At 66.7% G+C, this 24,117-nt stretch carries 22 protein-coding genes and 2 tRNA genes; 15 read left to right on the top strand and 9 right to left on the bottom strand.

The features are described from left to right. Positions 1-4 precede the first annotated feature (4 nt). A complete protein-coding gene (rpmH, locus tag ESP51_RS08060; protein WP_010204566.1) occupies positions 5-142 on the bottom strand; it encodes a 50S ribosomal protein L34 in 138 nt (45 codons plus the stop codon). Between the two features lie 412 nt (positions 143-554). Here rpmH and dnaA point away from each other — a divergent pair, with 412 nt between their 5' ends. The 10 genes from dnaA (at position 555) to ESP51_RS08010 (ending at position 11,384) form a co-directional block, all read left to right on the top strand. Next, entirely contained in the window at positions 555-1,976 is a 1,422-nt protein-coding gene (dnaA, locus tag ESP51_RS08055; protein WP_129520381.1) for a chromosomal replication initiator protein DnaA, read from the top strand. A 457-nt stretch (positions 1,977-2,433) separates the two neighbouring features. Next, on the top strand, positions 2,434-3,582 hold the full coding sequence (dnaN, locus tag ESP51_RS08050; protein ID WP_129520380.1) for a DNA polymerase III subunit beta: 1,149 nt from the start codon (positions 2,434-2,436) through the stop codon (positions 3,580-3,582). Positions 3,583-3,686: 104 nt separating this feature from the next. Then, positions 3,687-4,886, top strand: a complete 1,200-nt coding sequence (gene recF, locus ESP51_RS08045; RefSeq protein ID WP_129520379.1) for a DNA replication/repair protein RecF — start codon at positions 3,687-3,689, stop codon at positions 4,884-4,886. Further along, entirely contained in the window at positions 4,879-5,358 is a 480-nt protein-coding gene (locus ESP51_RS08040) for a DciA family protein (RefSeq protein ID WP_129520378.1), read from the top strand. Before recF ends, ESP51_RS08040 begins: the two co-directional genes overlap by 8 nt. A 123-nt stretch (positions 5,359-5,481) precedes the next feature. Further along, positions 5,482-7,491 (top strand): DNA topoisomerase (ATP-hydrolyzing) subunit B, encoded by a 2,010-nt coding sequence (gyrB, locus tag ESP51_RS08035; RefSeq protein WP_129520377.1) that lies wholly within the window; start codon positions 5,482-5,484, stop codon positions 7,489-7,491. A gap of 79 nt (positions 7,492-7,570) precedes the next feature. Beyond that, positions 7,571-10,096 (top strand): DNA gyrase subunit A, encoded by a 2,526-nt coding sequence (gyrA, locus tag ESP51_RS08030; RefSeq protein WP_241843064.1) that lies wholly within the window; start codon positions 7,571-7,573, stop codon positions 10,094-10,096. Between the two features lie 6 nt (positions 10,097-10,102). Beyond that, positions 10,103-10,507, top strand: coding sequence for a DUF3566 domain-containing protein (locus tag ESP51_RS08025; RefSeq protein WP_129520375.1), 405 nt, complete (start codon positions 10,103-10,105; stop codon positions 10,505-10,507). A gap of 63 nt (positions 10,508-10,570) precedes the next feature. After that, positions 10,571-10,644, top strand: a tRNA-Ile gene (locus ESP51_RS08020). Between the two features lie 49 nt (positions 10,645-10,693). Next, positions 10,694-10,766: transfer RNA gene (locus ESP51_RS08015), tRNA-Ala, on the top strand. Between the two features lie 171 nt (positions 10,767-10,937). Further along, positions 10,938-11,384: an NUDIX hydrolase gene (locus ESP51_RS08010; protein ID WP_164990459.1), complete on the top strand. Its 447-nt coding sequence runs from the start codon at positions 10,938-10,940 to the stop codon at positions 11,382-11,384. 216 nt (positions 11,385-11,600) lie between these two features. Here the strand turns inward: ESP51_RS08010 and ESP51_RS08005 are convergent, their stop codons facing one another. Next, a complete protein-coding gene (locus ESP51_RS08005) occupies positions 11,601-11,852 on the bottom strand; it encodes a hypothetical protein (protein ID WP_129520374.1) in 252 nt (83 codons plus the stop codon). Between the two features lie 550 nt (positions 11,853-12,402). After that, positions 12,403-12,927 carry a hypothetical protein gene (locus ESP51_RS08000; RefSeq protein ID WP_129520373.1) on the bottom strand — a complete coding sequence of 175 codons (525 nt, stop codon included), beginning with the start codon at positions 12,925-12,927 and terminating at the stop codon, positions 12,403-12,405. 119 nt (positions 12,928-13,046) lie between these two features. Here ESP51_RS08000 and ESP51_RS07995 point away from each other — a divergent pair, with 119 nt between their 5' ends. Next, on the top strand, positions 13,047-13,586 hold the full coding sequence (locus ESP51_RS07995; RefSeq protein WP_129520372.1) for a peptidylprolyl isomerase: 540 nt from the start codon (positions 13,047-13,049) through the stop codon (positions 13,584-13,586). Between the two features lie 151 nt (positions 13,587-13,737). Further along, positions 13,738-14,451 carry a rhomboid family intramembrane serine protease gene (locus tag ESP51_RS07990; RefSeq protein ID WP_241843054.1) on the top strand — a complete coding sequence of 238 codons (714 nt, stop codon included), beginning with the start codon at positions 13,738-13,740 and terminating at the stop codon, positions 14,449-14,451. Positions 14,452-14,637: 186 nt separating this feature from the next. Here the strand turns inward: ESP51_RS07990 and ESP51_RS07985 are convergent, their stop codons facing one another. Then, positions 14,638-14,877 carry a cell division protein CrgA gene (locus tag ESP51_RS07985; protein WP_129520370.1) on the bottom strand — a complete coding sequence of 80 codons (240 nt, stop codon included), beginning with the start codon at positions 14,875-14,877 and terminating at the stop codon, positions 14,638-14,640. Positions 14,878-14,949: 72 nt separating this feature from the next. Between ESP51_RS07985 and ESP51_RS07980 the strand changes: the two genes are divergently transcribed. From ESP51_RS07980 to ESP51_RS07975, 3 genes are read left to right on the top strand one after another with little or no spacing between them, the layout of a single operon-like run. Continuing rightward, entirely contained in the window at positions 14,950-15,759 is an 810-nt protein-coding gene (locus ESP51_RS07980; RefSeq protein ID WP_241843053.1) for a class E sortase, read from the top strand. 1 nt (position 15,760) lies between these two features. Continuing rightward, the gene (locus ESP51_RS20580) at positions 15,761-15,922 is read left to right on the top strand and encodes a DUF4175 domain-containing protein (RefSeq protein WP_164990458.1); all 162 of its coding nucleotides are present in this window, start codon (positions 15,761-15,763) and stop codon (positions 15,920-15,922) included. After that, positions 15,919-16,557, top strand: coding sequence for an anthranilate synthase component II (locus tag ESP51_RS07975; protein ID WP_129520369.1), 639 nt, complete (start codon positions 15,919-15,921; stop codon positions 16,555-16,557). Before ESP51_RS20580 ends, ESP51_RS07975 begins: the two co-directional genes overlap by 4 nt. Positions 16,558-16,567: 10 nt before the next feature. Here ESP51_RS07975 and pknB read toward each other — a convergent pair whose 3' ends face one another. From pknB to ESP51_RS07950, 5 genes are read right to left on the bottom strand one after another with little or no spacing between them, the layout of a single operon-like run. Next, the gene (pknB, locus tag ESP51_RS07970) at positions 16,568-18,262 is read right to left on the bottom strand and encodes a Stk1 family PASTA domain-containing Ser/Thr kinase (RefSeq protein WP_129520368.1); all 1,695 of its coding nucleotides are present in this window, start codon (positions 18,260-18,262) and stop codon (positions 16,568-16,570) included. A 50-nt stretch (positions 18,263-18,312) separates the two neighbouring features. Next, positions 18,313-20,037 (bottom strand): protein kinase domain-containing protein, encoded by a 1,725-nt coding sequence (locus tag ESP51_RS07965; RefSeq protein ID WP_129520367.1) that lies wholly within the window; start codon positions 20,035-20,037, stop codon positions 18,313-18,315. Next, positions 20,034-21,488, bottom strand: a complete 1,455-nt coding sequence (locus ESP51_RS07960) for a peptidoglycan D,D-transpeptidase FtsI family protein (RefSeq protein WP_129520366.1) — start codon at positions 21,486-21,488, stop codon at positions 20,034-20,036. The genes ESP51_RS07965 and ESP51_RS07960 overlap by 4 nt, the downstream gene beginning before the upstream one ends. Continuing rightward, positions 21,485-22,894, bottom strand: a complete 1,410-nt coding sequence (locus ESP51_RS07955) for an FtsW/RodA/SpoVE family cell cycle protein (protein WP_422386833.1) — start codon at positions 22,892-22,894, stop codon at positions 21,485-21,487. Before ESP51_RS07955 ends, ESP51_RS07960 begins: the two co-directional genes overlap by 4 nt. Continuing rightward, on the bottom strand, positions 22,887-24,116 hold the full coding sequence (locus ESP51_RS07950; RefSeq protein WP_129520365.1) for a PP2C family protein-serine/threonine phosphatase: 1,230 nt from the start codon (positions 24,114-24,116) through the stop codon (positions 22,887-22,889). The genes ESP51_RS07955 and ESP51_RS07950 overlap by 8 nt, the downstream gene beginning before the upstream one ends. Position 24,117 lies beyond the last annotated feature (1 nt).

Genomic DNA, 24,117 nt, shown 5'->3' with positions numbered 1-24,117 from the left:
GTGACTATGCGGAGAGTTCGGTGCGGCCCTTACGACGGCGAGCACCGAGGATCGCACGGCCCGCACGGGTGCGCATGCGAAGGCGGAAGCCGTGCACCTTGGCGCGACGACGGTTGTTCGGCTGGAACGTACGCTTGCTCATTCTTCTTCTCCGGCTGTCGGCTCTCCTCGCCGCACAGTGAATGCAGCGCGGCGTCGGGAAAACTGGGTGCCCGATGAGGGCAGGGGTCAACTGATTAAAACTACGGCCTCGCGGCCCTGTGGTCAAACCGGACCCAGCTCAAAAGAGACATTATCGTCCGATCCTCAGGATCGCCTGAGCACCGACACGCCCGCGCCGTCGAATCCCTCGACCGGCATTTGTCGCGGGGCCGGTCTTTGGATAGCGTTTGAGACCAGTTATCCCCAGCTTCGTGCGCGGAATCTCGGGCGACTCCCGATATCTGCCCACAGGAGGTGGATAACGTTGTGAATACTTCGCCTCGCGCCGCTTGCTCCGTCGATCGGGGGATCGATGAGCGGCAGGCGATGCACCGGATTGATTGCGGGGAACGATGACAGAACAGCCCATTTCAGATACTTGGGCCACGATCCTCGATCGACTGTCGAACGATGACGCGATCACCCCGATGCTGCAGGGATTCCTCAATCTCGTGGAGCCGAAGGGCATTGCCGCCGGCACCTTCTATCTCGAGGTGCCGAATGACTTCACCGCGAGCATGCTCAATCAGCGGATGCGGGTCTCCCTTCTCTCCGCGATGAGCGTCGTCGAGGCGCCGTCGGCGGTCACGTCGTTCTATGTCGTCGTCAATCCCGAGCTCGAGGAGTCACGCGCCGCCGAACCGCAGTCGATGCTCGCCGACGACCTGACCGATCCGGTCGAGATGCCCGCATCACCGCAATCGGTCTTCGAGCATGCCGGCCCCGACCGGCCACGCGACTCTCGGCTCAACCCGAAGTACGCGTTCGAGAGCTTCGTCATCGGCCAGTCCAACCGCTTCGCGCACGCCGCCGCGGTCGCCGTCGCCGAGGCACCGGCCAAGGCCTACAACCCGCTCTTCATCTACGGCGACTCCGGACTCGGCAAGACCCACCTCCTGCACGCCATCGGCCACTACGCGATGAGCCTTTATCCCGGCATCCGCGTGCGCTACGTGAGCTCCGAGGAGTTCACGAACGACTTCATCAACTCGATCGCCAACAACCGCGGGTCGCTCTTCCAGCAGCGCTACCGCAACATCGACATCCTGCTGATCGACGACATCCAGTTCCTCCAGGGCAAGGCCGAGACGCAAGAGGCGTTCTTCCACACGTTCAACACGCTGCACGACCACAACAAGCAGGTCGTGATCACGAGCGACGTTCCGCCGAAGCATCTCACCGGCTTCGAGGACCGCATGCGCAGTCGGTTCGAGTGGGGTCTCATCACCGATGTCCAGGCGCCCGACCTCGAGACGCGCATCGCAATCCTGCGCAAGAAGGCGCAGTCCGAGCGGCTCCAGGTGCCCGACGAGATCCTCGAATACATGGCGTCGAAGGTCTCGAGCAACATCCGCGAGCTCGAGGGCACACTCATCCGGGTCACGGCGTTCGCGAGCCTCAATCGCACGCCCGTCGACATGCCGCTCGTGCAGACGGTGCTGAAAGACCTCATCACGGATGACACCGACAACATCGTCGCGCCGGTCGACATCATCACCGCGACCGCCGACTACTTCAAGCTCACGGTCGACGACCTCTACGGTTCGAGCCGGTCGCAGGCCGTCGCGACGGCACGCCAGATCGCGATGTACCTGTGCCGTGAGCTCACGAGCCTGTCGTTGCCGAAGATCGGCCAGTTGTTCGGAAACCGCGATCACACGACGGTCATGTACGCGAACAAGAAGATCTCGGAGCTCATGAAAGAGCGCCGCTCCATCTACAACCAGGTCACCGAACTCACGGCCCGCATCAAGCAGGTCAGTCGCTACCGCTAGTCGCGCCGCCGGCACACGACCTCCTTCGGCGCGTCCAGCGCGTCTCCAGCGCGCCTCGAGCGCCTCTGGAAGGTCGTTCGAGGCGATTCCCACAGCTGTGGAGAACTTGTGGAATGTTAACGAGCAACCCGGCCAGAGCTGTTGAGACGGATGCCTCGCCTGTGCACAACTCGGCATGAGCCATGCCGCTCTCCTGCGGCATCCGTCGATGAACCCACACACTGTGCACAGATCGGATGGCGCCCGATCGGCGTCGTTCTGCGGATCGCATGACACCATCCACAGTTTCCACAGCGGTTAACACTGTTAAGAGATAGATGTTTAACCGGGGGAGCCAAGAACCTCCACATTCCACATCGGGCGAGCAGGTACGAGTCGGGCTCGAGAATGGCCATCGTCGGGTGAGGCTCTGCGGATAGCATGGGACGCACCCAGCGACCACCACGACGGGAGAACCGTGAAGTTCCAGGTCAATCGCGACGTCTTCAGTGAGGCCGTTTCCTTCGCCGTCAAGCTGCTGCCGCAGCGCACGACGCTGCCGATCCTCTCCGGAGTGCTCATCGAGGCGAACGACGGCGGACTCGTGCTCTCTTCCTTCGACTACGAGGTCTCCTCGCAGACCGAGATCCAGGCCGACGTGGAGGAGACCGGCACGGTGCTCGTCTCAGGTCGGCTCCTCGCGGAGATCGCCGGACGCCTCCCGAACGCTCCGGTGCGCATCGCGACCGAGGAGAGCCGCATCACGGTTTCGTGCGGCACGGCCACCTTCACGCTGCTCTCGATGCCGGTCGAGGAATATCCGAGCATCCCCGAGATCGGCGCCGAGTCGGGCGTCGTGCCGGCCGAGGAATTCGCGGCAGCCGTGGCCCAGGTCGCCGTCGCCGCTTCCCGCGACGACGTCACCCCCGTCATCACGGGCGTGCAGCTCGAGGTTCGCGAGAACAGCCTGAGCCTCGTCGCCACCGACCGCTACCGCGTCGCGGTGCGCGAGATCAACTGGGACGGCGGCACCGTCGCGAGCGAAGAGACCATGACCGCGCTCGTGCCGGCTCGCACTCTTCAGGAGGTCGGAAAGACGTTCGGGCACTCCGGCACGATCTCGGTCGCGATCACGAGCCGCGACGATCGCGAGCTCATCGCGTTCAGCGCCGACAAGAAGACCGTCACGTCGCTGCTCATCAAGGGCAACTTCCCGCCCGTGCGCCGGCTCTTCCCCGAGACGGTCGACAACTACGCGGTCATGAACACGGCCGAGCTCATCGAGGCCACCCGTCGTGTCGCGCTCGTGCTCGAGCGCGAGGCGGCGCTGAGATACAGCTTCAGCGCCGACGGCCTCACGCTCGAAGCGATCGGCAGCGAGCAGGCCCAGGCATCCGAGACGATCGATGCGATCCTCACCGGCGACGACACGGTCGTCTCGCTGAAGCCGCAGTTCCTCCTCGACGGGCTCGGCGCCGTGCATTCCGAGTTCGTGCGCATCTCGTTCACGAAGACCGAGAACCCGAACAAGCCCGGCCCCGTGCTCATCACGAGCCAGTCGTCGCGCGAGCAGGCGGGCCCCGACACCTACCGCTACCTCCTGCAGCCGAACCTGCTCCTGCGCTGACGCCGGGCATCGTCGGCGGCGGGCGGTAGCGTGGTGAAGCGCGATCCGGTGCGCCAGGGGGCATCCGGATGCCGCGGATGCCGCGTCGTCGAAGGGAGCCCAGCGTGCACGTCGCCCGCCTCTCCCTCACCGACTACCGCAACTACGAACGGGCCGAGCTCGAGCTCGGCCCCGGAGCCACGGTGTTCGTCGGCCGCAACGGCCAGGGCAAGACGAACCTCGTCGAGGCGATCGGCTACCTTTCGACGCTCAGCTCGCACCGGGTCTCGGGCGACCAGGCGCTGATCCGTGCCGGGGCCGACGCCGCGATCGTGCGGGCGCTCCTGAGCCACGGCGATCGCGAGCTGCTCGTCGAGCTGCAGCTGAACCGCCAGGGCGCGAACCGCGCCCAGCTCAACCGATCGCCGGTGAAGACGCGCGAGCTGCCGCGCTACGCCCACAGCGTGCTCTTCGCTCCCGAAGACCTCGCGATCGTGCGCGGTGAGCCCTCGGTGCGGCGGCGAATGCTCGACGAGCTGCTCGTGCAGCGCACACCACGGCTCTCGGGCGTGATGGCCGACTACGAGCGAGTGCTCAAGCAGCGCAATTCCCTCTTGAAGAGCGCGCGTGCCCGCGGCCTCTCGGCCGACAAGCTTCCGACGCTCGACATCTGGGACGAACGTCTCGTGGAGCTCGGCTCCGAACTCATCGACCAGCGTCTCGCCCTCGTCGCCGAGCTCACCGATCCGCTCGCCGCGGCCTACCGGTCCATCGTCGACGCCGACCACGCTCCAGGGCTGCGCCCGCTCCTCTCGATCGACGGCGCCGATCCCGACGACGAGCGCGGTGAAGCGGATTCCGCAGCGGCACCCGGCGCGCGCGGCGACACGCGCACCCGATTCGTCGAAGCCCTCCGCGGCCTCCGGCCGAAGGAGCTCGAACGTGGCGTGACGCTCGCCGGACCGCACCGCGACGACGTGGTGCTGTTGCTCAACGGCCTGCCCGCGAAGGGCTACGCGAGCCACGGCGAATCGTGGTCGTTCGCGCTCGCGCTGCGCCTGGCATCCGCTGAGCTGCTTCGCCGCGACTCGACGACGGGTGATCCCGTGCTCGTGCTCGACGACGTGTTCGCCGAACTCGACCGGCTTCGCCGGGAGCGGCTCGCCCTCGCGATCGCGGGGTTCGAACAGGTGCTCGTGACCGCAGCGGTGCTCGAAGACGTGCCGGTGCCGCTCACGGCGCGTATCGTGCAGATCGACGCCGGAACGATCGTCGAATCCGGCGCTCCCGAAACGGGCACGGCGGCGGAGGTAGGCCATGAGTGAGGCGTCTCGCGTGTACCAGCACTTCCGCGAGGTCTTCGGCGGCGAGTCGCGGCCGCGGTCGGCGCGGGCCCGCAACCGCGCGAAGGATATCTCGGGCAGCGAGCCGTTCACACCCGGCCGCGACCCGAAGCCGCTCGGCGACGCGATCGCCGGCCTCACGAACCAGCTCGGCTGGAGCGGTCCGATGTCGCAGCACGAAGTGCTCGCCTCGTGGGGCGAGATCGCCGGCGAGGAGACCGCGAAGCACTCCGAGCCGATCGCGATCGAGGGCGGCGTGCTGCAGGTGCGTTGCGAGTCCACCGCGTGGGCCACGCAATTGCGTCTGATGCGAACGCAATTGGTCACCGAGATCATTGCCAGGTTCCCCGGCGCTGGGGTCGAGACGATCCGCTTCCAAGGGCCCGACGCCCCCACCTGGAAAAGGGGTCCCAGATCGGTTCCAGGGCGTGGTCCGCGCGATACCTACGGCTGACCGGACAAAATCAGTCGATCCGCTTGTGTCATCGCGGCAGATCGGCGCTTCCGGCCTCGGAGCGACTCTCTGTTTGATAAGATCGAGAGTCGCTAGAACGACGGTCAGGAGCCCGATTCACCCATGACAGCGGAACCGACGAAGCCCCAGACGCCGGCATACGGTGCTGATGAGATCCAGGTACTCGAGGGGCTCGAAGCGGTTCGCAAGCGGCCGGGTATGTATATCGGCTCGACGGGTCCCCGAGGCCTGCACCATCTCGTCTACGAGATCGTCGACAACTCCGTCGACGAGGCGCTTGCGGGCCATGCCACAACGATCGATGTAACGATCCTCCCCGACGGCGGCGTGCGCGTCATCGACGACGGCCGAGGCATCCCGGTCGACGTCCACAAGACCGAGGGTCGTTCCACGGTCGAGGTCGTGCTCACGGTGCTGCACGCGGGCGGCAAGTTCGGCGGCGGGGGATACGCGGTCTCGGGCGGGCTGCACGGCGTCGGGTCATCCGTCGTCAATGCCCTCTCCTCACGGCTCGACGTCGAGGTTCGGCGCCAGGGCTCCGTGTGGACCCAGTCCTACACCGTCGGCGTGCCCGATGCTCCGCTCATCGAGGCGGGTCCGAGCGACGAGACCGGCACGACCATCACGTTCTGGCCGAGCCCCGACATCTTCGAGACCGTCGAGTTCGACTACGAGACGCTCCGCGCCCGCTTCCAGCAGTACGCGTTCCTCAACAAGGGCCTGCGCATCACCCTCACCGACGAGCGCAGCGGCCACATCGAGATCGACCCCGACGACACGGCCGCGTCCGACACCGTGCCCGCCGGGCCTCGCACCAATTCCTATCTCTATGAGCGCGGTCTCGTCGACTACGTCGAATATCTGAACCGCTCGAAGAAGAACGACGTCGTGAACGAGGAGATCATCTCCTTCGAGACCGAAGACACCGATCGCAAGATCGCCCTCGAGGTCGCGATGCAGTGGACCACGTCGTACACCGAGTCGGTGCACACCTACGCCAACACGATCAACACCCACGAGGGCGGCACGCACGAAGAGGGCTTCCGTGCAGCGCTCACGTCGCTCGTGAACAAGTACGCCCGCGAGAAGGGCATCATCAAGGAGAAGGACGACAACCTCTCCGGCGACGACGTGCGCGAGGGCCTCACCGCGGTGATCTCGGTGAAGCTCGCCGAACCGCAGTTCGAGGGCCAGACGAAGACGAAGCTCGGCAACACCGAGGCGAAGTCGTTCGTGCAGAAGGTCACGGGCGATCAGCTCGGCGACTGGTTCGAGCGCAACCCCGGTCCGGCACGCGACATCATCCGCAAGGCGATCCAGGCGGCAACCGCTCGCATCGCGGCGCGCAAGGCGCGCGAGGCGACCCGGCGCAAGGGCCTCCTCGAGTCGGGCGGCATGCCGGGCAAGCTCAAGGACTGCTCATCGAAAGACCCGTCGCTCTCCGAGATCTTCATCGTCGAGGGCGACTCCGCTGGCGGCTCCGCCGTGCAGGGCCGCAACCCCGAGACGCAGGCGATCCTCCCGCTTCGCGGCAAGATCCTCAACGTCGAGAAGGCCCGCCTCGACCGAGCACTCGCGAACAACGAGGTGCAGGCGATGATCACGGCGTTCGGCGCCGGCATCGGTGAAGACTTCAACACCGAGAAGGCCAGGTACCACAAGATCGTGCTCATGGCCGACGCCGACGTCGACGGCCAGCACATCACGACGCTCCTGCTCACGTTGCTGTTCCGCTACATGCGGCCGCTCATCGAGCTCGGGTACGTCTACCTCGCGCAGCCGCCGCTCTATCGCCTGAAGTGGACCAACTCAGAGCACGAGTTCGTGTACTCCGACAAGGAGCGCGACGTGCTGCTCCAATCCGGCGTCGCATCCGGCAAGCGCATCCCGAAAGACAACGGCATCCAGCGCTACAAGGGCCTCGGTGAGATGAACCATCAGGAGCTGTGGGAGACCACGATGAACCCCGAGTCCCGCACGCTCCTGCAGGTCACCATGGACGATGCGGCAGCCGCCGACGAGATCTTCACCACGCTGATGGGCGAAGACGTCGAGAGCCGCCGCAACTTCATCCAGAAGAACGCGAAGGACGTGCGTTTCCTTGACATCTGATGTTCTGAACCCCGGCGACGACGGGTACGACGGCCCCGGCGTGCACGGAAAGATCGACCAGGTCGACCTGCAGCTCGAGATGCAGCGCTCCTACCTCGACTACGCGATGAGCGTGATCGTGGGCCGGGCGCTGCCCGAGGTGCGCGACGGCCTCAAGCCCGTGCACCGCCGCGTCATCTATGCGATGTACGACGGTGGCTACCGGCCCGACCGGTCGTTCTCCAAGTGCGCTCGTGTCGTGGGCGACGTCATGGGGCAGTACCACCCGCACGGCGACACGGCCATCTACGACGCGCTCGTGCGACTCGTGCAGCCGTGGAGCATGCGCTACCCACTCGCGCTCGGCCAGGGCAATTTCGGCTCGCCCGGCAACGACGGCGCCGCCGCACCTCGGTACACCGAGACGAAGATGGCTCCGCTCGCCCTCGAGATGGTGCGCGACATCGAGAAGGACACCGTCGACTTCCAAGACAACTACGACGGACACACGCAAGAGCCGGCGATCCTGCCGGCGCGCTTCCCGAACCTGCTCGTCAACGGCTCCGTCGGCATCGCCGTGGGCATGGCGACGAACATCCCGCCGCATAACCTGCGCGAAGTGGCATCCGGCGCCCAGTGGTACCTCGAGAACCCCGAAGCAACGCGTGAAGAGCTGCAGGAAGCGCTCATCCAGCGCATCAAAGGCCCCGACTTCCCGACCGGCGCGCAGATCCTCGGCGTCAAGGGCATCAACGACGCCTATCGCACGGGCCGCGGATCGATCACGATGCGCGCGGTCGTGAGCGTCGAAGAGCTGCAGGGCCGCACGTGCCTCGTGGTCACCGAGCTGCCCTACCAGGTGAACCCCGACAACCTCGCCATCAAGATCGCCGACCTTGTGAAAGACGGCAAGATGTCGGGCATCGCCGACATCCGCGACGAGACCTCGGGCCGCACCGGCCAGCGACTCGTGATCGTGCTGAAGCGTGACGCTGTGGCGAAGGTCGTGCTGAACAACCTCTACAAGCACACGCAGTTGCAGGAGAACTTCGGCGCGAACATGCTCGCGATCGTCGACGGCATCCCGCGCACGCTCTCGATCGACGGCTTCATTGCGCACTGGGTCGACCACCAGATCGACGTCATCGTGCGGCGCACGCAGTTCCTCCTCCGCGAGGCCGAGGCGCGCATGCACATCCTGCGTGGATACCTCAAGGCGCTCGACGCGCTCGACGACGTCATTGCACTCATCCGTCGCTCGCCCACCGTCGAAGAGGCCCGTGACGGCCTCATTGCGCTGCTCGACATCGACGACCTGCAGGCTCGTGCGATCCTCGAACTGCAGCTGCGCCGTCTCGCTGCACTCGAGCGCCAGAAGATCATCGACGAAGCCGACGAACTCGCCGCCAAGATCGCTGACTACCAGTCGATCCTCGCGTCGCCCGAGCGCCAGCGCACGATCATCTCCGAAGAGCTGGCCGAGATCGTCGCGAAATACGGCGACGAGCGCCGCACGCACATCATGCCCGGCTACGACGGCGACATGTCGGTCGAAGACCTCATCCCCGAAGAGGAGATGGTCGTCACCGTCACGCGCGGCGGCTACGTCAAGCGCACGCGCAGCGACAACTACCGCTCGCAGCACCGCGGCGGCAAGGGCGTGAAGGGCGCGCAGCTGCGCGCCGACGACGTGGTCGAGCACTTCTTCGTCACCACGACGCACCACTGGCTCCTCTTCTTCACGAACAAGGGCCGCGTCTATCGCGCGAAGGCCTACGAGATCCAGGAGGGCGGCCGCGACGCCAAGGGCCAGCACCTCGCCAACCTCCTCGAGATGCAGCCCGACGAGCAGATCGCCGAGATCCTCGACATCCGCGACTACGCGGTGGCGCAGTATCTGGTGCTCGCCACCCGCGACGGCCTCGTGAAGAAGACCGAGCTCACGGCCTACGACACGAACCGCTCGCGCGGCATCATCGCGATCAGCCTCCGTGAAGACGACGAGCTCGTCTCGGCGATGCTCGCCGACGAGCACGACGAGATCCTGCTCGTCTCGAAGAAGGGCATGTCGCTCCGCTTCGAGGCCACGGATGCCGCGCTCCGCCCGATGGGCCGGAGCACCTCCGGCGTGAAGGGCATGAGCTTCCGCGGCGGAGACAGCCTGCTCGAGGCATCCGTCGTCGCCGGTTCGGATGGCGAATCCGATGCGATCGAGTCCGCCGCCGGCGGCGAGGAGAGCAACGGCCAGAAGCTGAGCCCGTCCGACACCTATGTATTCGTCGTCACCGAGGGCGGCTACGCCAAGAGCACCCGGGTCGAGGAGTACCGCAAGCAGCAACGTGGCGGCCTCGGCATCAAGGTCGCGAAGCTCAGCGAAGACCGCGGCGACCTCGCGGGCGCGCTCATCGCCTCGCGAAGCGACGAGGTACTTGTGGTCCTTGCCAGCGGCAAGGTGGTACGCTCTGACGTCGCCGAGGTTCCAGCCAAGGGCCGGGACACGATGGGCGTCGTGTTCGCGAAGTTCGCGGAAGACGACCGCATCATCGCGATCGCGAAGAATTCCGAGCGCAACCTCGTGGAGGAGGCGGCCGAGACCGAGGCCGTCGAACCCGCGGAACAGGAGTAATCGTCTATGAGTAGCGTCGCCGACAAGCTGGCCCGCAAGTCGAACCGGAAGACCCCTGCAAAGCAGGTGCGCCTCCGGCTCGTCTACATCGACTTCTGGTCGGCGGTGAAGCTCTCGTTCCTCGTTGCGGTCTGCCTCGCAGTGGTCAGCATCGTCGCGACGTTCCTCGTCCACACGGTGTTGAACTCGACGGGAATCTTCGAGCAGGTCAACTCGCTCGTGCAAGACGTCGCCGGGTCCAGTGGAGACCTCACGGCGGTGCTCTCCCTCGGCAACGTGATGGGCTTCGCCGTCGTCGCCTCGCTGCTCAACCTCGTGGTGATCACCGCGCTCGGAGCGATTCTGGCGGTGCTCTACAACCTGAGCGTCAAGATCACGGGCGGCATCCTCGTCGGGTTCACCAACAACTGACGAGGAGCGGCGTGGATTCGGAGAATCCCGCCCGGTCGGGTAGTCTTTCACTCGGCCAATTTCGGGGATATAGCTCAGGCGGTTAGAGCGCTTCGCTGATAACGAAGAGGTCCGAGGTTCAAGTCCTCGTATCCCCACTCAGATAATTCCAGAAGGAAATTCTCGGATGCTCCGGCGTTCGGGTCCGGGGCCTTAGCTCAGTTGGTAGAGCGCCTGCTTTGCAAGCAGGATGTCAGGAGTTCGAATCTCCTAGGCTCCACAGTATTTATCGGCTAGACGCTGAACCATCGGGCGACGAGGAACTCGTCGACCTCGGTCGAGCGAATCGCGCCGCTCGTCGTCTCGGTCACGCGGGCTCCCTGGGGCATCGGATGCCACGACCCTAGCGCCGACCGCCGCCGATCCGCCACGCTCGGGCTACAGTGACGGGATGGACATCCGCATCGCCGCCTATGGAGTGATCATTCGTGACGGGCAGATCCTACTCTCGCACTGGAACGAGCACGGCCGGTCCGGATGGACGCTGCCGGGCGGCGGTGTGCAGGGGGCGGAACACCCGATCGAGGCGGTGAAGCGCGAGATCCTCGAGGAGACCGGCTACGAGGCATCCGTCGACCGATTGCTCGGCATCGACACGATGGTCGTGCCCGCGTCGAAGCGACACACCGGTGCGTCGCCGCTCTATGCGATGCGGGTGGTCTACCGGGCGGAGGTCGTCAGCGGCGCGCTTCGCAACGAGATCGGCGGCTCGAGCGATGAGGCGCGCTGGTTCGCGCTCGACGAGGTGCCTGGACTCCGGCGTGTGAGCCTGCTCGACATCGCGCTGCGACTGAACGCTGCAGAGCCCGCCGACGGCGTGCCGCCCGCCGCTCCATAGCCGAGGCGGCATGGCAGAGCCGAAGCCGGCCGCCGTTGCCGGGGTGCGCTGACGAAGGCACACTGCGCGACCGCGACGCCGATGTTCCGACCCGGAGAGGCCGAACCATCCGCGACGCGGCCGCGCAGTGTGCATGACGATCCCCCGCGGCCGGCGGCGTCGCGGCGGGCGACGACGTCGACCAGCGGGGGAATCGTGGTGTTGGCGCACATGGCGTCAGACGAACGGACGCGCGAGGAGCACGGCCCGGACGAACTCGTCGTCACGGAGCCGGTTCGCGACCTGCTCGTTGTGACGGCGCTCGTACATCGCGACGTGGGTGCGGTGCTCGTCATGACGTCGACCCCACGCGATCAACGCGAGACCGGCGCGCACGGCGATGCGCTCGCCCAGCCGGCGTGCCTGGGCACGGATAACTATTGCCCGCTCCGATCGGGGCGGACTTGCGGTGAGAGAACTGGTATTCACTTCGGTTTCCTTACTGGTGTGTGGTGGTGGATGGTGCTGATGCGCGTCGAGGCACGGGGGCCAGGCATGGCGCGGTGGTGGGAAGAGTGGGCGTTCGGATCGCGAGGCGCGCCGAATCGCAGCGCGCTGGGCGTCAGTCGCCGGGACGGGATGGCCGGGAAGCCGTGTGCGGCATCCGATTCACCGACGTCGTTGCAGTGGTGACGCGATCGGTCGACGGATGCTGCGGCACGAGCCGCTGGTCACGCCCGAGGGGCGGAGGTGGCGATCACGCGCAAAGAGGCGTGTCGCCGGGGCTGAATCAGCCGGCCCGATACGTGAGGAGGACTCCCGTGTGGGCGGCAGTGGATGCTGGGACAAAGATGTGCTTCGTCATAGGGATCAACTCCTCTCAGGGCTTCGGTCGTTCGATACCGAATGAGACACTATCGGTGTTCTCACGTGGAGTGCAAGGTCGATTCCCAGATTCGTTGAGAATCGGGATCCAACGCGTTAACTGGTGAACGACCCCGCCTGTGGAGAGGCGAGGCCGTTCGTGAACCTACGGTACTCAGATGTCGGTTGCAGCACCAGTTGAGGGCTCGTCGTCAGCCACCCAGAGCTCGTCATCGGCCCGGAAGGTCTGCCAGACGGCATACGCGATCCCGGCCGCCGCAATGATGCCGGCGCCGATTGCGAGATAGGTGCCCGCTCCGGGGCCCTTCTTCTGGGGAGCGAACGAACGGGGCGCGATACGGGCCACGGCCCGGCGCACTCGTGCGTCGTTGGCGACGTCACCGATCGACATCACGGCTCCGAGAGCGTTGCCGATCGCGGGAACGACCTTGCGCTCGACGGCCTCGCCGGTGCTGCGCGCGACGTGCCGTGCCTGGTCGACTCCCGGACGAACATAACTCTCGTACCCCGTGCGCACACGCGGAACGACTTCTTCGCGTGTGATGTGGCCCAGTTGGCGGCTCGCCTCGCGAGCGACGGCGTTGGCGTGCTCGAGCACGTGCTGCTGGTCCCCCCAGAGTTCCTCCGCACTGCTCTGCAGCCGCTTGAGTTCCTTCCGGCGCTTGCGTGACAGGCTCATCTCGACCTCCATCGTTGTGCAGCGAACTCCTCCATCTTGCCACCGAAACGGCTGTACGCGAGGTGGGAGTGCGAATACGGCATGCCGGTTGACGAATCCGTGCGTGACAGAATAAGGGCATGCCCATTCCCACCGCTGTCGCGACCCTCAATACAAACCACGGCCCGATCAAGGTCGACCTCTACGGCCACCAGGCCCCGAAGACGGTCAAGAACTTCGTCGGCCTCGCGACCGGCGAGATCGAGTGGACCCACCCCGCCACCGGCGAGAAGACCACCGACCCGCTGTACCGCGACGTCGTCTTCCACCGCATCATCCCCGGTTTCATGATCCAGGGCGGCGACCCGCTGGGCCAGGGCGTCGGCGGACCGGGCTACCAGTTCGACGACGAGATCAACGGCGAGCTCGACTTCACCGAGCCCTACGTGCTTGCGATGGCGAACGCCGGCCTCCAGGGTGGCCGCGGCACCAATGGCTCGCAGTTCTTCATCACCGTCGGCCCCACCACGTGGCTGCAGGGCAAGCACACCATCTTCGGCAAGGTGACGGATGCCGCGAGCCAGGCCGTGGTCGACAAGCTCGCCTCCGTGGCCACCGACGGTCGCGACCGGCCGCTCGAAGACGTCGTGCTCGAGAGCGTCACCATCGAGCAGGCCTGACACGGCGGTGAGCGAGGCCGGGCCCGAGCGCGCGAACACCTGCTACCGGCATCCGGATCGGCAGAGCTTTGTGCTGTGCCAGCGATGCGGGCGCACGATCTGCCACGAATGCCAGACACCGGCACCGGTCGGCGTGATCTGCCCCGAGTGCATGCGTGAGCAGCGCGCCTCGGCGCCGCGAACGAAGCCGGTCGCGCTCACACGCCTTCGCTCGGTTGCCCGCGGCGGCGGGCCAATCGTCACGTACTCGATCATCGCCGTCACGTTCGCGGTCTTCCTCCTGCAGTTGATTCCCGGCCTCGGCGTCACGAGCGAGCTGCTGTACGCGGGAGGCTACTCGGCTCCGGGCAGCTTCGAGCCGTGGCGTATGCTCACGACGATGCTGGTGCACTCCACCGGCCTCATCTTCCACGTGCTGCTCAACATGTACACGCTGTGGATCTTCGGCCAGTTGCTCGAGGGCCTGCTCGGCCGCTCGCGATTCCTCGCGCTCTACCTGATCGCGGGCCTCGGCGGCTCGATCGGCGTGCTCTGGCTCAGCAGTCCGTTCGTGCCCGTCGTCGGGGCATCCGGCGCCATCTTCGGGCTCATGGGCGCATTCCTCGTGATCCAGCGGCGGCTCGGAGGGCAGACGACCCAGCTTCTGGTGCTGCTCGGCATCAACCTCGTGATCGGATTCCTGCCCGGCGTGAACATCGCGTGGCAGGCGCACTTGGGCGGCCTCCTCGTGGGCGCGATCGTCGGCTGGATCTACATCGAGACACGGAAGCGATCGCAACAGGCGCTGCAGGTGTGGCTGCTCGCGGCGCTCGTGGTGGTGCTCCTGCTGCTCAGCCTGCGGTACTTCATGCTGCCGATCGGCTAGCTGCTGAGTTATCCACAGCTCTCTCCACAGCTGGGGAGAGTTACACGCATGTAGTTGTGGCCAGTTCGGGGGCCATCGGGTCGCCGACCCGTTCGTAAGCCTGTGGATAACTCCGAGGAAGGCGCGGGGGAATGCACGAAAGAGGGCGGATGCCGCAGCATCCGCCCTCTTCGCCGTATGAGCTGGTCAGCGCCAGCGAGTGGTCATGAGGAAGCCGATGAAGGCGATGCCGAAGCCGACGAGGATGTTCCACGAGTTGAGGTCGGGGATGGGGAGCCGGCCCTGGCTCACGTAGAAGACGATGATCCAGGCGAGCCCGAGCAGCATGAAGCCGAACATGACCGGCTTGAACCACACCGGGTTCGGCGCCTCTTCGCCGCTTGCCGGTTCTGCGCGCGCGGGCTTCGATGATTTCGTACGTGCCATGAGGGAGATTCTATCCGAGTGAACCGGCCTCACACAGCCGGGCTCTTCACCGTGCGAGCTAGAATCGCGAGTATGTCCGATTCGGAGCCCGGCGTGAGCGACGAGGTGATCGACGATCGGCGTGCCCGACGTCATGAGCGTCGCCGTCGCCCGGTGAGCATCGTCGGCATCCTCGGCGAGTTGCTCCTCACGGCCGGTGCGCTGATCCTGCTCTTCCTCGGCTGGCAGTTGTGGTGGAACGACGCGATCATGGCCGGTCAGCAGTCGAGCGCGGCATCCGATCTCAGCTCTGAATGGATCGAGGCCGATCGCGCCGCGCGCGGCAGTGAGGCGCCGCCTGAGCCGGCCGACTACGGCGACCCGGTCGTCGGACCGGCCGAACGCGCCAGTGGCGAGGCATTCGCGATCATGTACGTGCCCCGGTTCGGCGAGGACTCGCAGCGGCGCGTGGCTGAAGGCATCGGGCTCGATGTGCTGAACAGCAACTACCTCGGTGTGGGCCACTACCCCGGCACGCAGATGCCCGGAGAGGTGGGCAACTTCGCGATCGCCTCTCACCGCAGTGCCTACGGTGGCGGCATGCATGAGGTCGACCAGCTCCAGCTCGGTGACGCGATCTACATCCAGACGCAAGACGGTTGGTACACCTACCGATTCCGTGATTTCGAGTACGTGGCCCCCGAGGCCGTCGACGTGCTCTCGCCGGTGCCGCACCGCCCCGAGCTGCAGCCGACCGATCGCATCATCACGCTCACGACCTGCAACCCCCTCTACTCGACCGACGAGCGCATCATCGCCTACGGGGTGCTCGAGTCGTGGCAGCCCATCTCCGCCGGCCCGCCCGCCGAGATCGCCTCGATCGTCGCCACCTGGGAGTCCTGATATGTACGGTGCACTCTGGCGCGTGCTGCCCGGCCCCGTGTGGCTGCGCATCATCCTCGTGCTCATCCTCGCTGCGGCCGTCGTCTTCGCGCTCTTCACGTGGGTGTTCCCACTGGTCGACGCCTACCTGAATCCGATCGACGTCACAGTGGGGGATCAATGACCCGCGTTCTCGTACTCGACAACTACGACAGCTTCGTCTACACGCTGAACGGCTACCTGCAGGAGCTCGGCGCTGAGACCGAAGTGGTGCGCAACGACGCGATCCAGGCATCCGACGTGCCTGCTCGCATCGCGCAGTACGACGCGGTGCTCATCTCGCCCGGACCGGGAAAGCCGGCCGACGCAGGGGTGTCGATCCCGATCGTCGAGGCCGCACTCGCGACCGGGCAGCCGATCCTCGGCGTGTGCCTCGGCCACCAGGCGATCGCCGAGGCGTTCGGTGCCGTCGTGACGAACGCCGAAGAGCTGATGCACGGCAAGACCTCGCGCATCACGCACGATGACAGCGCCTTCTACGACGGGGTGCCGCAGCCGTTCACTGCCACGAGATACCACTCGCTCGCCGTCGTCGATGGCACTGTGCCGAGCGAACTCATCGTGACGAGTCGCACGCAAGGCGGGGTCATCATGGGGCTCCGGCACGAACGGGCGCCGATCTACGGCGTGCAGTTCCACCCCGAGTCGGTGCTCACCGAGGGTGGGTATCGCATGCTCGGCAATTGGCTCGCCGTGGCAGGCCTGCCGGAGGCCCGTGACCGCGCGCTCCACTTGAATCCGCTCGTGCGGGTGAGCTGAGCCTGCTCGGTCAGCCTGCGCAGTACGTGAGCTCGACGTCGGAATGCTGTGGCACGTCGCCAGGGGCGAGCGACTGCTGCGTGACGGGTGACCCGGTCTGCGACTTGCACGTCGGGTCGGGCTTGGGAACCGGATTCAGCTGCAGGTTCTCGGCGGAGAGATAGGAGGATGCAGCGGCGAGCGTCTGCCCGGTGAGGTCGGAGAGCGTCACGAGGCCGCTCGAGAGCGTGAAGTCGACAGTCGACCCGGCCTCCACCGAGGTGCCCTGTTCTGGGCTCGTGCCCATCACGGTGTCGGCCGGCACGGATGGAGAGGTCTGCCGGGTTTCGGTGCCCGGAATGAGCCCGGCCGCTTCGAGGTCTGCTTTCGCTTGGTCAAGGGGCTTGTTCCTGACATCGGGAACCGTCACCGCCTCGCGCCCGGTCGACACGTAGATGCTTACGGCGACGCCGACGTTCACGATCTCGCCGGCGACGGGGTTGGTGCGGATGACTTCGCCCGCGGGGACCGCGTCGTCGGTCTGGTCGATGCGTGTCGCAGGCAGGCCGAGCTCCTGCAGTTGCTCGGCGGCCTGCTCATAGGTCATGCCGGTGAATACCGGGATCTCACGGGAGGTCGACGGCAGATCGTCGGTGGGTTGCAGGTTGAACGCCCAGTACATGACGGCGACGACGATGACGACGACGGCGATGATGCCCGACCAGATCCAGATCGCTGGAGGGCGACGCTGGGTGCGCGTCATCGTCTCGTCTTCGGTGAGCTGGCGCAGTGCGAGCTCGGAGGTGGAGAGCGAGCCGGTGGGTGCGCCGAAGAGCAGGGTCGCCTGATCGGGTTGCCGATGAACGGGAACGCGACCGGATGCCGCGATGTCGACGTCGGCGCGGAACTCCGCTGCGGACTGGTATCGCTGAGCCCGGTCTTTCGTGAGGGCGTGCAGCACGACGGCATCGAGCGCGGGGGAGACCTTCGGGTTGATGACGCTCGGCTTCACCGGGCGTTCGCTCACGTGCTGGTAGGCGACCGCGACGGGGGTGTCGCCGCGGAACGGCGGACGGCCCGTGAGCATCTCGAAGAGCACGACGCCGGTCGAGTAGAGGTCGGTGCGCGCGTCGACGATCTCGCCCTTGGCCTGCTCGGGGGAGAAGTAGGAGGCGGTGCCGAGGATCGCCGTGGTCTGCGCGACCGTCGTCGACCCGTCGGAGACGGCGCGCGCGATGCCGAAGTCCATGACCTTCACCTGGCCCGTGGTGGTGATCATGATGTTGCCGGGCTTGATGTCGCGGTGCACGACGCCGGCGCGGTGCGAGTACTCGAGCGCGGTGAGCACTCCGTCGATGACGCGAACGGCCGCGGCAGCCTCGAGCGGGCCGTCGTGGATGATCTCCTTGAGCAGTCGCCCCTCGACGAACTCCATGACGATGAACGGCAGCTGCACCTCCTGCCCGGCGGCGTCGACGACGGTCTCCTCGCCGGCGTCGAAGACCCGCACGATCGTGGGGTGCGCCATTCGGGCAGCGGACTGCGCCTCCTGTCGGAAGCGCATGCGGAACGCCGGATCGGTGGCGAGCTGCGGCTTCAGGAGCTTGATCGCGACCTGACGACCGAGACGAGTGTCGGAACCCACGTGCACGTCGGACATGCCGCCGCGCCCGATGAGGGCACCGACGCGGTATCTCCCCGCGAGTATGCGTCCTTCATCGCTCACCGTGCAGTTCCGTCCCTTCCGCTCGTCATCTCGTCAGTGGTCGACTGCGCTCAGCCGTCGAGGTCGAGGCCGTCGATCGCGACACTGGTCGTCGGAGAGAACTCCGAGCTCAGCTGGCCGCAGAAGTAGCGGTACGAGACGTCGAACGGCTGACTGCCTGCCGTGACGTTGACCGTGGTGCTGCCCGGCCCGACGACTCCACCGCCCTGGATCGCCGCGTCTCCGGTGACCTGCACTTCGTAGCCCGAGAGCGTCTGCCCGGCGGGGCAGCTCTGCGCACTCCACGACACCTTCACCGTGCCGCCGCTGTTCACCGAGTCTTTGTCGGTGGTGGGCGCGTCGGTCGGAGTCGACGGTGTCACGGGGTTGGCGTAGTACGTGATCGTCACCTGGTCGCCGATCGGCACCGGTCCGGTGGGGTTCACCTCGTAGACGCGGCCGGCGTCTTCGGGGGTCGTCGCCGCGTTGCCCTCGACGGCGTTCGCAACCATGCCCAGACCCTCGAGCTTGGCTCGCGCCTCATCGACGGTGAGACCGAGGTACTCCTCGCGCGTGATCTGCGCGGTGGTGGGTGCCGCGCTCGTGGGTGGAGCGGGCGGTGGTGTGGTGGGCGTGGTCGCAGCGGGTGTCGTCCGACTCGCTGCGGTCGACGGTGTCGCGCCGCCTCCGCCTCCGCCGCCGTTCAGTGCGAGTGCGATGATCGTGCCGATGAGCACGATCGCGAGGAGCGCGATGAGCACGATGAGCGGCCAGGTCCACGGGCTGCGCTTCTTCGTGGGCTCCTCGCCGTCGGCGGGGACGCCGAGACCCGCGGCACCGGCACCGGCGGCGGCGGCTGCGGCTGCAGACGGCAGCACCGTGGTCGCCGCCGTTGCGCCCTGGTTGGGCATGAGCATCGTGGCCGCGGTCATGCCGGCACCGAGCACGGCGGGGACGGCTGCTGCTGCAGCCTGCACGTCGCCTCGGCGCAGCGCGGTTGCGGCACGAGCGAGGTGCGCGGCTGACTGCGGACGGTCGGCCGGGTTCTTCGCGATGCACGCGTAGACGAGATTGCGCACCGGTTCGGACACGGTGACGGGCAGGTCGGGCGGCGTCTCGTTGATCTGCGCCATCGCGATCGCCACTTGCGACTCCCCGGTGAAGGGGCGTCGGCCGGCGAGTGCCTCGTAGGCGACGATGCCGAGCGAGTAGATGTCGGTCGTCGGCGAAGCGGGGTGACCGGAAGCCTGCTCGGGCGAGAGGTACTGCACGGTGCCCATGACCTGGCCCGTGGCCGTGAGCGGCACCTGGTCGGCGATGCGAGCGATGCCGAAGTCGGTGATCTTCACGCGCCCGTCGGGCGTGATGAGCAGGTTGCCGGGCTTGATGTCGCGGTGCACGAGGCCGGCCGCGTGAGCAGCCTGCAGCGCCGCCGCTGTCTGTGCGACGATGTCGAGCACCTTGTCGGTCGAGAGCACGTGCTCTCGTTCGAGGACGGTCGAGAGCGCCTCGCCCGGCACGAGCTCCATGACGAGGTAGGCGCTGCCGTCTTCCTCGCCGTAGTCGAAGACGTTCGCGATGCCCTCGTGGTTCACGAGGGCGGCGTGCCGGGCCTCAGCGCGGAATCGCTCGAGGAAACCGGGGTCGCCGAGGTACTCATCCTTCAGGATCTTGATCGCTACCTGACGGCCGATGACGAGGTCGGTGGCTTGCCACACCTCGCCCATCCCGCCGATCGCGATGCGGGATTGCAGCTCGTAGCGCCCTCCGAAGGTGAGCCCTGCGCTCGGTCTCATTTGTTCAGCACCGCCTCTAGTACCTGCTTTGCGACGGGTGCGGCAATGAGATTGCCATACCCCTCCTGACCAAGTCCCCCGCCATCTTCCACGAGCACCGTGATTGCATACTGAGGGTCGTCGGCGGGGGCAAAACCTGTGAACCAGAGAGTGTAGGGGTCACTCTCACCGTTCTCTGCTGTACCCGTCTTACCGGCCACGCTGACGTCACCTATTCTTGCATTACTCGCGGCACCGTCTTCGACGCCGTTGACCATCATCTGCACCATGGTGTTCGCCGTCTCCTCGCTGATCGCACGGCCGAACTCCGAGCCCTCGAACTCCTGCAACGGAGTGAAGTCGGGCGCGACGATGGCGTCGACGAGATTCGGGTTCATGACGATTCCTCCGTTCGCGATCGCCCCCGAAACCATGGCCATCTGCAACGGTGTGGCGCGAACCTCACCCTGACCGAACGCGCTGAGCCCGGTCTGCGGATCGTCGAGGGCACGCGGGTACACGCTCGACTCCGTCAGGGTGGGGATCTCGAACTCACGGTTGAAGCCGAATTTCTCCGCCTGCTCGCGAATCGCGGTGTCGCCGAGCTCCATGCCGAGCTGTGCCATCGGGATGTTGCACGAGAGCCGCAGCGCGGTGGCGAGCGTGACCTCCGCGCCGCCGCCGCACGTGCCTCCACCAGAGTTGCGCACCACCGCATCGCTGCCGGGCAGCGTGAGTGTTCCGGGGTTCGGGAAGGTGCTGTCGGGCGTGTACCGGCCGGACTCGAGGGCGGCCGCCGTGACGACGAGCTTGAACACCGAGCCGGGCGGGTTCATGTCGCCGCCCGTCGCGCGATTGAAGAGCGGGTCGCCCGGGTCGGCGAGCAGCCCCTCGTAGGTCGCCTCCACCTGGTCTCCGCTGTGCACTGCGAGCGAATTGGGGTCGTACGAGGGTTTCGTGACCATGGCGAGGATGCGTCCGGTGCTCGGCTCGGTCACGATGACGGCGCCGGTGTAGTCGCCGAGCGCATCCCAGGCCGCCTGCTGCAGCACGGGGTCGATCGTGACCTCGACGGAGGCACCCATCGGATCCTGTCCGGAGATCAAGCGGTTGATGGAGTCGAAGAACTGGCTGCTCGATTGTCCGCTCAGGAAGTCGTTGAGCGAGCGCTCCAGGCCCGTCGCCTCGCCGTTGACCGGAATGAACCCGGTGATCGGTGCATAGAGCGGGCCGTTCGCGTAGACGCGCTGGAACTTGTAGTCGTCGTCGGAGGGCTGGGAAAAGGCGATCGGGTCGCCGCCGACGAGGATGGGGCCGCGCTCGACCGAGTAGCTGTCGTAGAGCGTGCGGGAGTTGCGCGGGTCGGCCCCGAGCGACTCCGCCTGCGCGTACTGGATGATCGTCGAGGAGACGAAAAGGGTCAGGAACATGAGGAGAGCGAGTATCGAGACGCGCTTGAGCTCGCGATTCATCCGTCGATCACCAGCCTCGGGTGGTTGCGTACCGTGTCGGACAGTCGCAGCAGGAGCCCGACGATGATCCAGTTCGCGACGAGTGACGAACCGCCCGCCGCGAGGAACGGCGTCGTGAGCCCGGTGAGCGGGATGACGCGGGTGACGCCGCCCACGACGATGAACACCTGCAGGGCGACGACGAACGCGAGGCCCACGCCGAGCAGCTTTCCGAAGTCGTCCTGACCGGCGAAGCCGATGCGGAAGCCTCGTGCGACGAAGAGCACGTAGAGGGCGAGGATCGCGAAGACGCCCGCGAGGCCCAGCTCCTCACCGAGGCTCGCGATGATGTAGTCGCTCTGCGGCACGGGGGTGATGTCGGGCCGGCCCTCGCCGAGGCCGCTGCCGATCAGTCCGCCGTGCGCGAGGCCGAAGAGCCCCTGCACGAGCTGGAAACTCCCGCCGTCGGCGTTGTAGACCTCGGGGTTGAACGCGTCGAGCCAGTTGCGGAATCGGCCGTTCACGTAATCGAGCGTCTGGCTCGCGATGAGCGCGCCGCTGAGGAACAGTGTGAGCCCGAGCACGACCCACGACAACCGGCTGGTCGCGACGTAGAGCATCACGAGGAACAGGCCGAAGTAGAGGAGCGCGGTGCCGAGGTCGCGCTGGAACACGATGACGGCCATCGACAGCGCCCACACCACGAGGAGCGGACCCAGGTCGCGAGCCCGCGGGAACCGCATGCCGAGCAGCTTGGTGCCCACCATCGAGAGGCTGTCGCGGTTGCGCACGAGGTACCCCGCGAAGAAGACCGCGAGGGCGATCTTCGCGATCTCGCCGGGCTGGAAGGTGGCGACGTCGCCGAAGCCGATCCACACGCGGGCGCCGCTCACCTGGCGGCCGAGCCCGGGCACGAGTGGCAGGAGCAGGAGCACGATCGCGATGAGGCCCGAGAGGTAGGTGTACCGGAAGAGCACCCGGTGGTTGCGGATGACGAGGATCGTGGCGATGCCGGCGATGATCGCGATCGCGCTCCACGCGATCTGCCGCACCGCGGCGCTCTCCCATCCGGTGTCGCCGAACGCGATGTCGATGCGGTAGATCATGGCGATGCCGAGGCCGTTGAGCACGGTCGCGATCGGCAGCAGGAACGGGTCGGCGTCGCGAGCGACGAACCGCATGCAGATGTGCAATCCGAACACGAGCGCCGAGAGGCCCGCGCCGAGCAGCACGAGTTGGGTGTCGACGCGGCCGAGCGCGCCGAGCTGCACGAGCACGATCGCTCCGGCGTTGATGATGCACGCGACGAGCAGGAGGCCCAGCTCGAGGTTGCGCAGCTTCTGGGGCAGCCGGATGCGTCGCACGCTCGCGGTCGGCGGGGCGGCCGACCGCGGGGCGCCCACGATGGGCCCGCTCTGGTCAGTCAAGGGAGTCCTCCAGTCGCTGCACGATGCGGTACGCCTCGGAGAACGAGCCGGCGCTGATCGTCTGCTCGACGCGTTGCTGGTCGTAGGTGCGGAGATCCGCGACGTCGAGACCGGTCTCGGTGTGGAGCTCGTGCAGCGAGATGGGCCCGAGGTCCTGCTGGATGCCCTGGAAGATCGCGACCCGCCCGTTCGACTCGCCCACGTAGTAGCGGGTCTGGGTCCATTGGTAGCCGAGTGCGAAGGTCGTGAAGATCGCGCCGATGAGCAGCACGATCCAGAAGCCCCACATCCAGCGGCGCCGACGTCGGCGCCGGGCGTCTTCCTCGATGATCTCGTCGAAGTAGTCGGCCGAGTCGGGCTCGAAGTGCGTCTCCTGCACGGGGTGCGGCCGGAAGGGCGTGAGCCGGATGCCGCGGGCTCGCACCGGCTCGGGCGCACCGAACGCGAGCGGCGCCGCCGCCGAGCCCACCACGAGCGGAGGGGTGGCGGGCGCGGGCGGCTCGCCGATGTCGATGACCACGACCGTGACGTTGTCGGGTGCGCCGCCGTCGAGCGAGGCCTTCACGAGCCGGTCGGCGACTTGCTTCGCACCGGCCTCGGCCGACATCAACTCGTGGATGTCGTCGAAGCTCACGACGCCCGAGAGCCCGTCGGAACACAGCATCCACCGGTCGCCGGCGCGCGTGTCGAGCAGCATCGTGTCGATCTCGGGTGACGCTTCGACGTCGCCGAGCACGCGCATGAGCACCGAACGTCGAGGGTGCACCATCGCCTCCTCGGCGGTGATGCGGCCGGCGTCGACGAGGCGCTGCACGAAGGTGTGGTCGGTGGAGATCTGGCTGAGCTCGCCCGACCGGAGCAGATAGATGCGGGAGTCGCCGATGTGCGCGATCACCACGCGGTCGCCGTGCAGGAGCAGCGCGCTCACGGTCGTGCCCATGCCGGTGAGCTCGGAGTGCTCGGCGACGGTCTCGGCGAGCTGACGGTTCGCGGAGATCAGGGCGGACTGGAGTTCGGATGCGGCATCCGTGATGCCGTTGTAGTCGGCATCGGCCTCGGCGATGCGGCGGGTCGCGATGGCGCTCGCGACGTCTCCGCCGGCGTGGCCGCCCATGCCGTCGGCGACGAGGAACAACTGCCGGCCGGCATAACCGGAATCTTGGTTGTTCGCGCGGATCCGCCCGACGTGCGAGACCGCAGCGCTCGCTTTGACAGTCGCCATC

This window comes from Agromyces albus, assembly GCF_004134825.1.
In the GTDB taxonomy this organism is placed as follows: domain Bacteria; phylum Actinomycetota; class Actinomycetes; order Actinomycetales; family Microbacteriaceae; genus Agromyces; species Agromyces albus.
Note: the sequence above shows the minus strand (reverse complement) of the source record. Positions and strands in the feature narration are given on the sequence as shown.

Coding starts and splice junctions, on each gene's coding strand:
- rpmH (WP_010204566.1), bottom strand. CDS start 142: ATGAGCAAGCGTACGTTCCAGCCGAACAACCGTCGTCGCGCCAAGGTG.
- dnaA (WP_129520381.1), top strand. CDS start 555: ATGACAGAACAGCCCATTTCAGATACTTGGGCCACGATCCTCGATCGA.
- ESP51_RS08040 (WP_129520378.1), top strand. CDS start 4,879: ATGAGTGAGGCGTCTCGCGTGTACCAGCACTTCCGCGAGGTCTTCGGC.
- gyrB (WP_129520377.1), top strand. CDS start 5,482: ATGACAGCGGAACCGACGAAGCCCCAGACGCCGGCATACGGTGCTGAT.
- gyrA (WP_241843064.1), top strand. CDS start 7,571: ATGCAGCGCTCCTACCTCGACTACGCGATGAGCGTGATCGTGGGCCGG.
- ESP51_RS08025 (WP_129520375.1), top strand. CDS start 10,103: ATGAGTAGCGTCGCCGACAAGCTGGCCCGCAAGTCGAACCGGAAGACC.
- ESP51_RS08010 (WP_164990459.1), top strand. CDS start 10,938: ATGGACATCCGCATCGCCGCCTATGGAGTGATCATTCGTGACGGGCAG.
- ESP51_RS08000 (WP_129520373.1), bottom strand. CDS start 12,927: ATGAGCCTGTCACGCAAGCGCCGGAAGGAACTCAAGCGGCTGCAGAGC.
- ESP51_RS07995 (WP_129520372.1), top strand. CDS start 13,047: ATGCCCATTCCCACCGCTGTCGCGACCCTCAATACAAACCACGGCCCG.
- ESP51_RS07990 (WP_241843054.1), top strand. CDS start 13,738: ATGCGTGAGCAGCGCGCCTCGGCGCCGCGAACGAAGCCGGTCGCGCTC.
- ESP51_RS07985 (WP_129520370.1), bottom strand. CDS start 14,877: ATGGCACGTACGAAATCATCGAAGCCCGCGCGCGCAGAACCGGCAAGC.
- ESP51_RS07980 (WP_241843053.1), top strand. CDS start 14,950: ATGTCCGATTCGGAGCCCGGCGTGAGCGACGAGGTGATCGACGATCGG.
- ESP51_RS20580 (WP_164990458.1), top strand. CDS start 15,761: ATGTACGGTGCACTCTGGCGCGTGCTGCCCGGCCCCGTGTGGCTGCGC.
- ESP51_RS07975 (WP_129520369.1), top strand. CDS start 15,919: ATGACCCGCGTTCTCGTACTCGACAACTACGACAGCTTCGTCTACACG.
- ESP51_RS07965 (WP_129520367.1), bottom strand. CDS start 20,037: ATGAGACCGAGCGCAGGGCTCACCTTCGGAGGGCGCTACGAGCTGCAA.
- ESP51_RS07960 (WP_129520366.1), bottom strand. CDS start 21,488: ATGAATCGCGAGCTCAAGCGCGTCTCGATACTCGCTCTCCTCATGTTC.
- ESP51_RS07950 (WP_129520365.1), bottom strand. CDS start 24,116: ATGGCGACTGTCAAAGCGAGCGCTGCGGTCTCGCACGTCGGGCGGATC.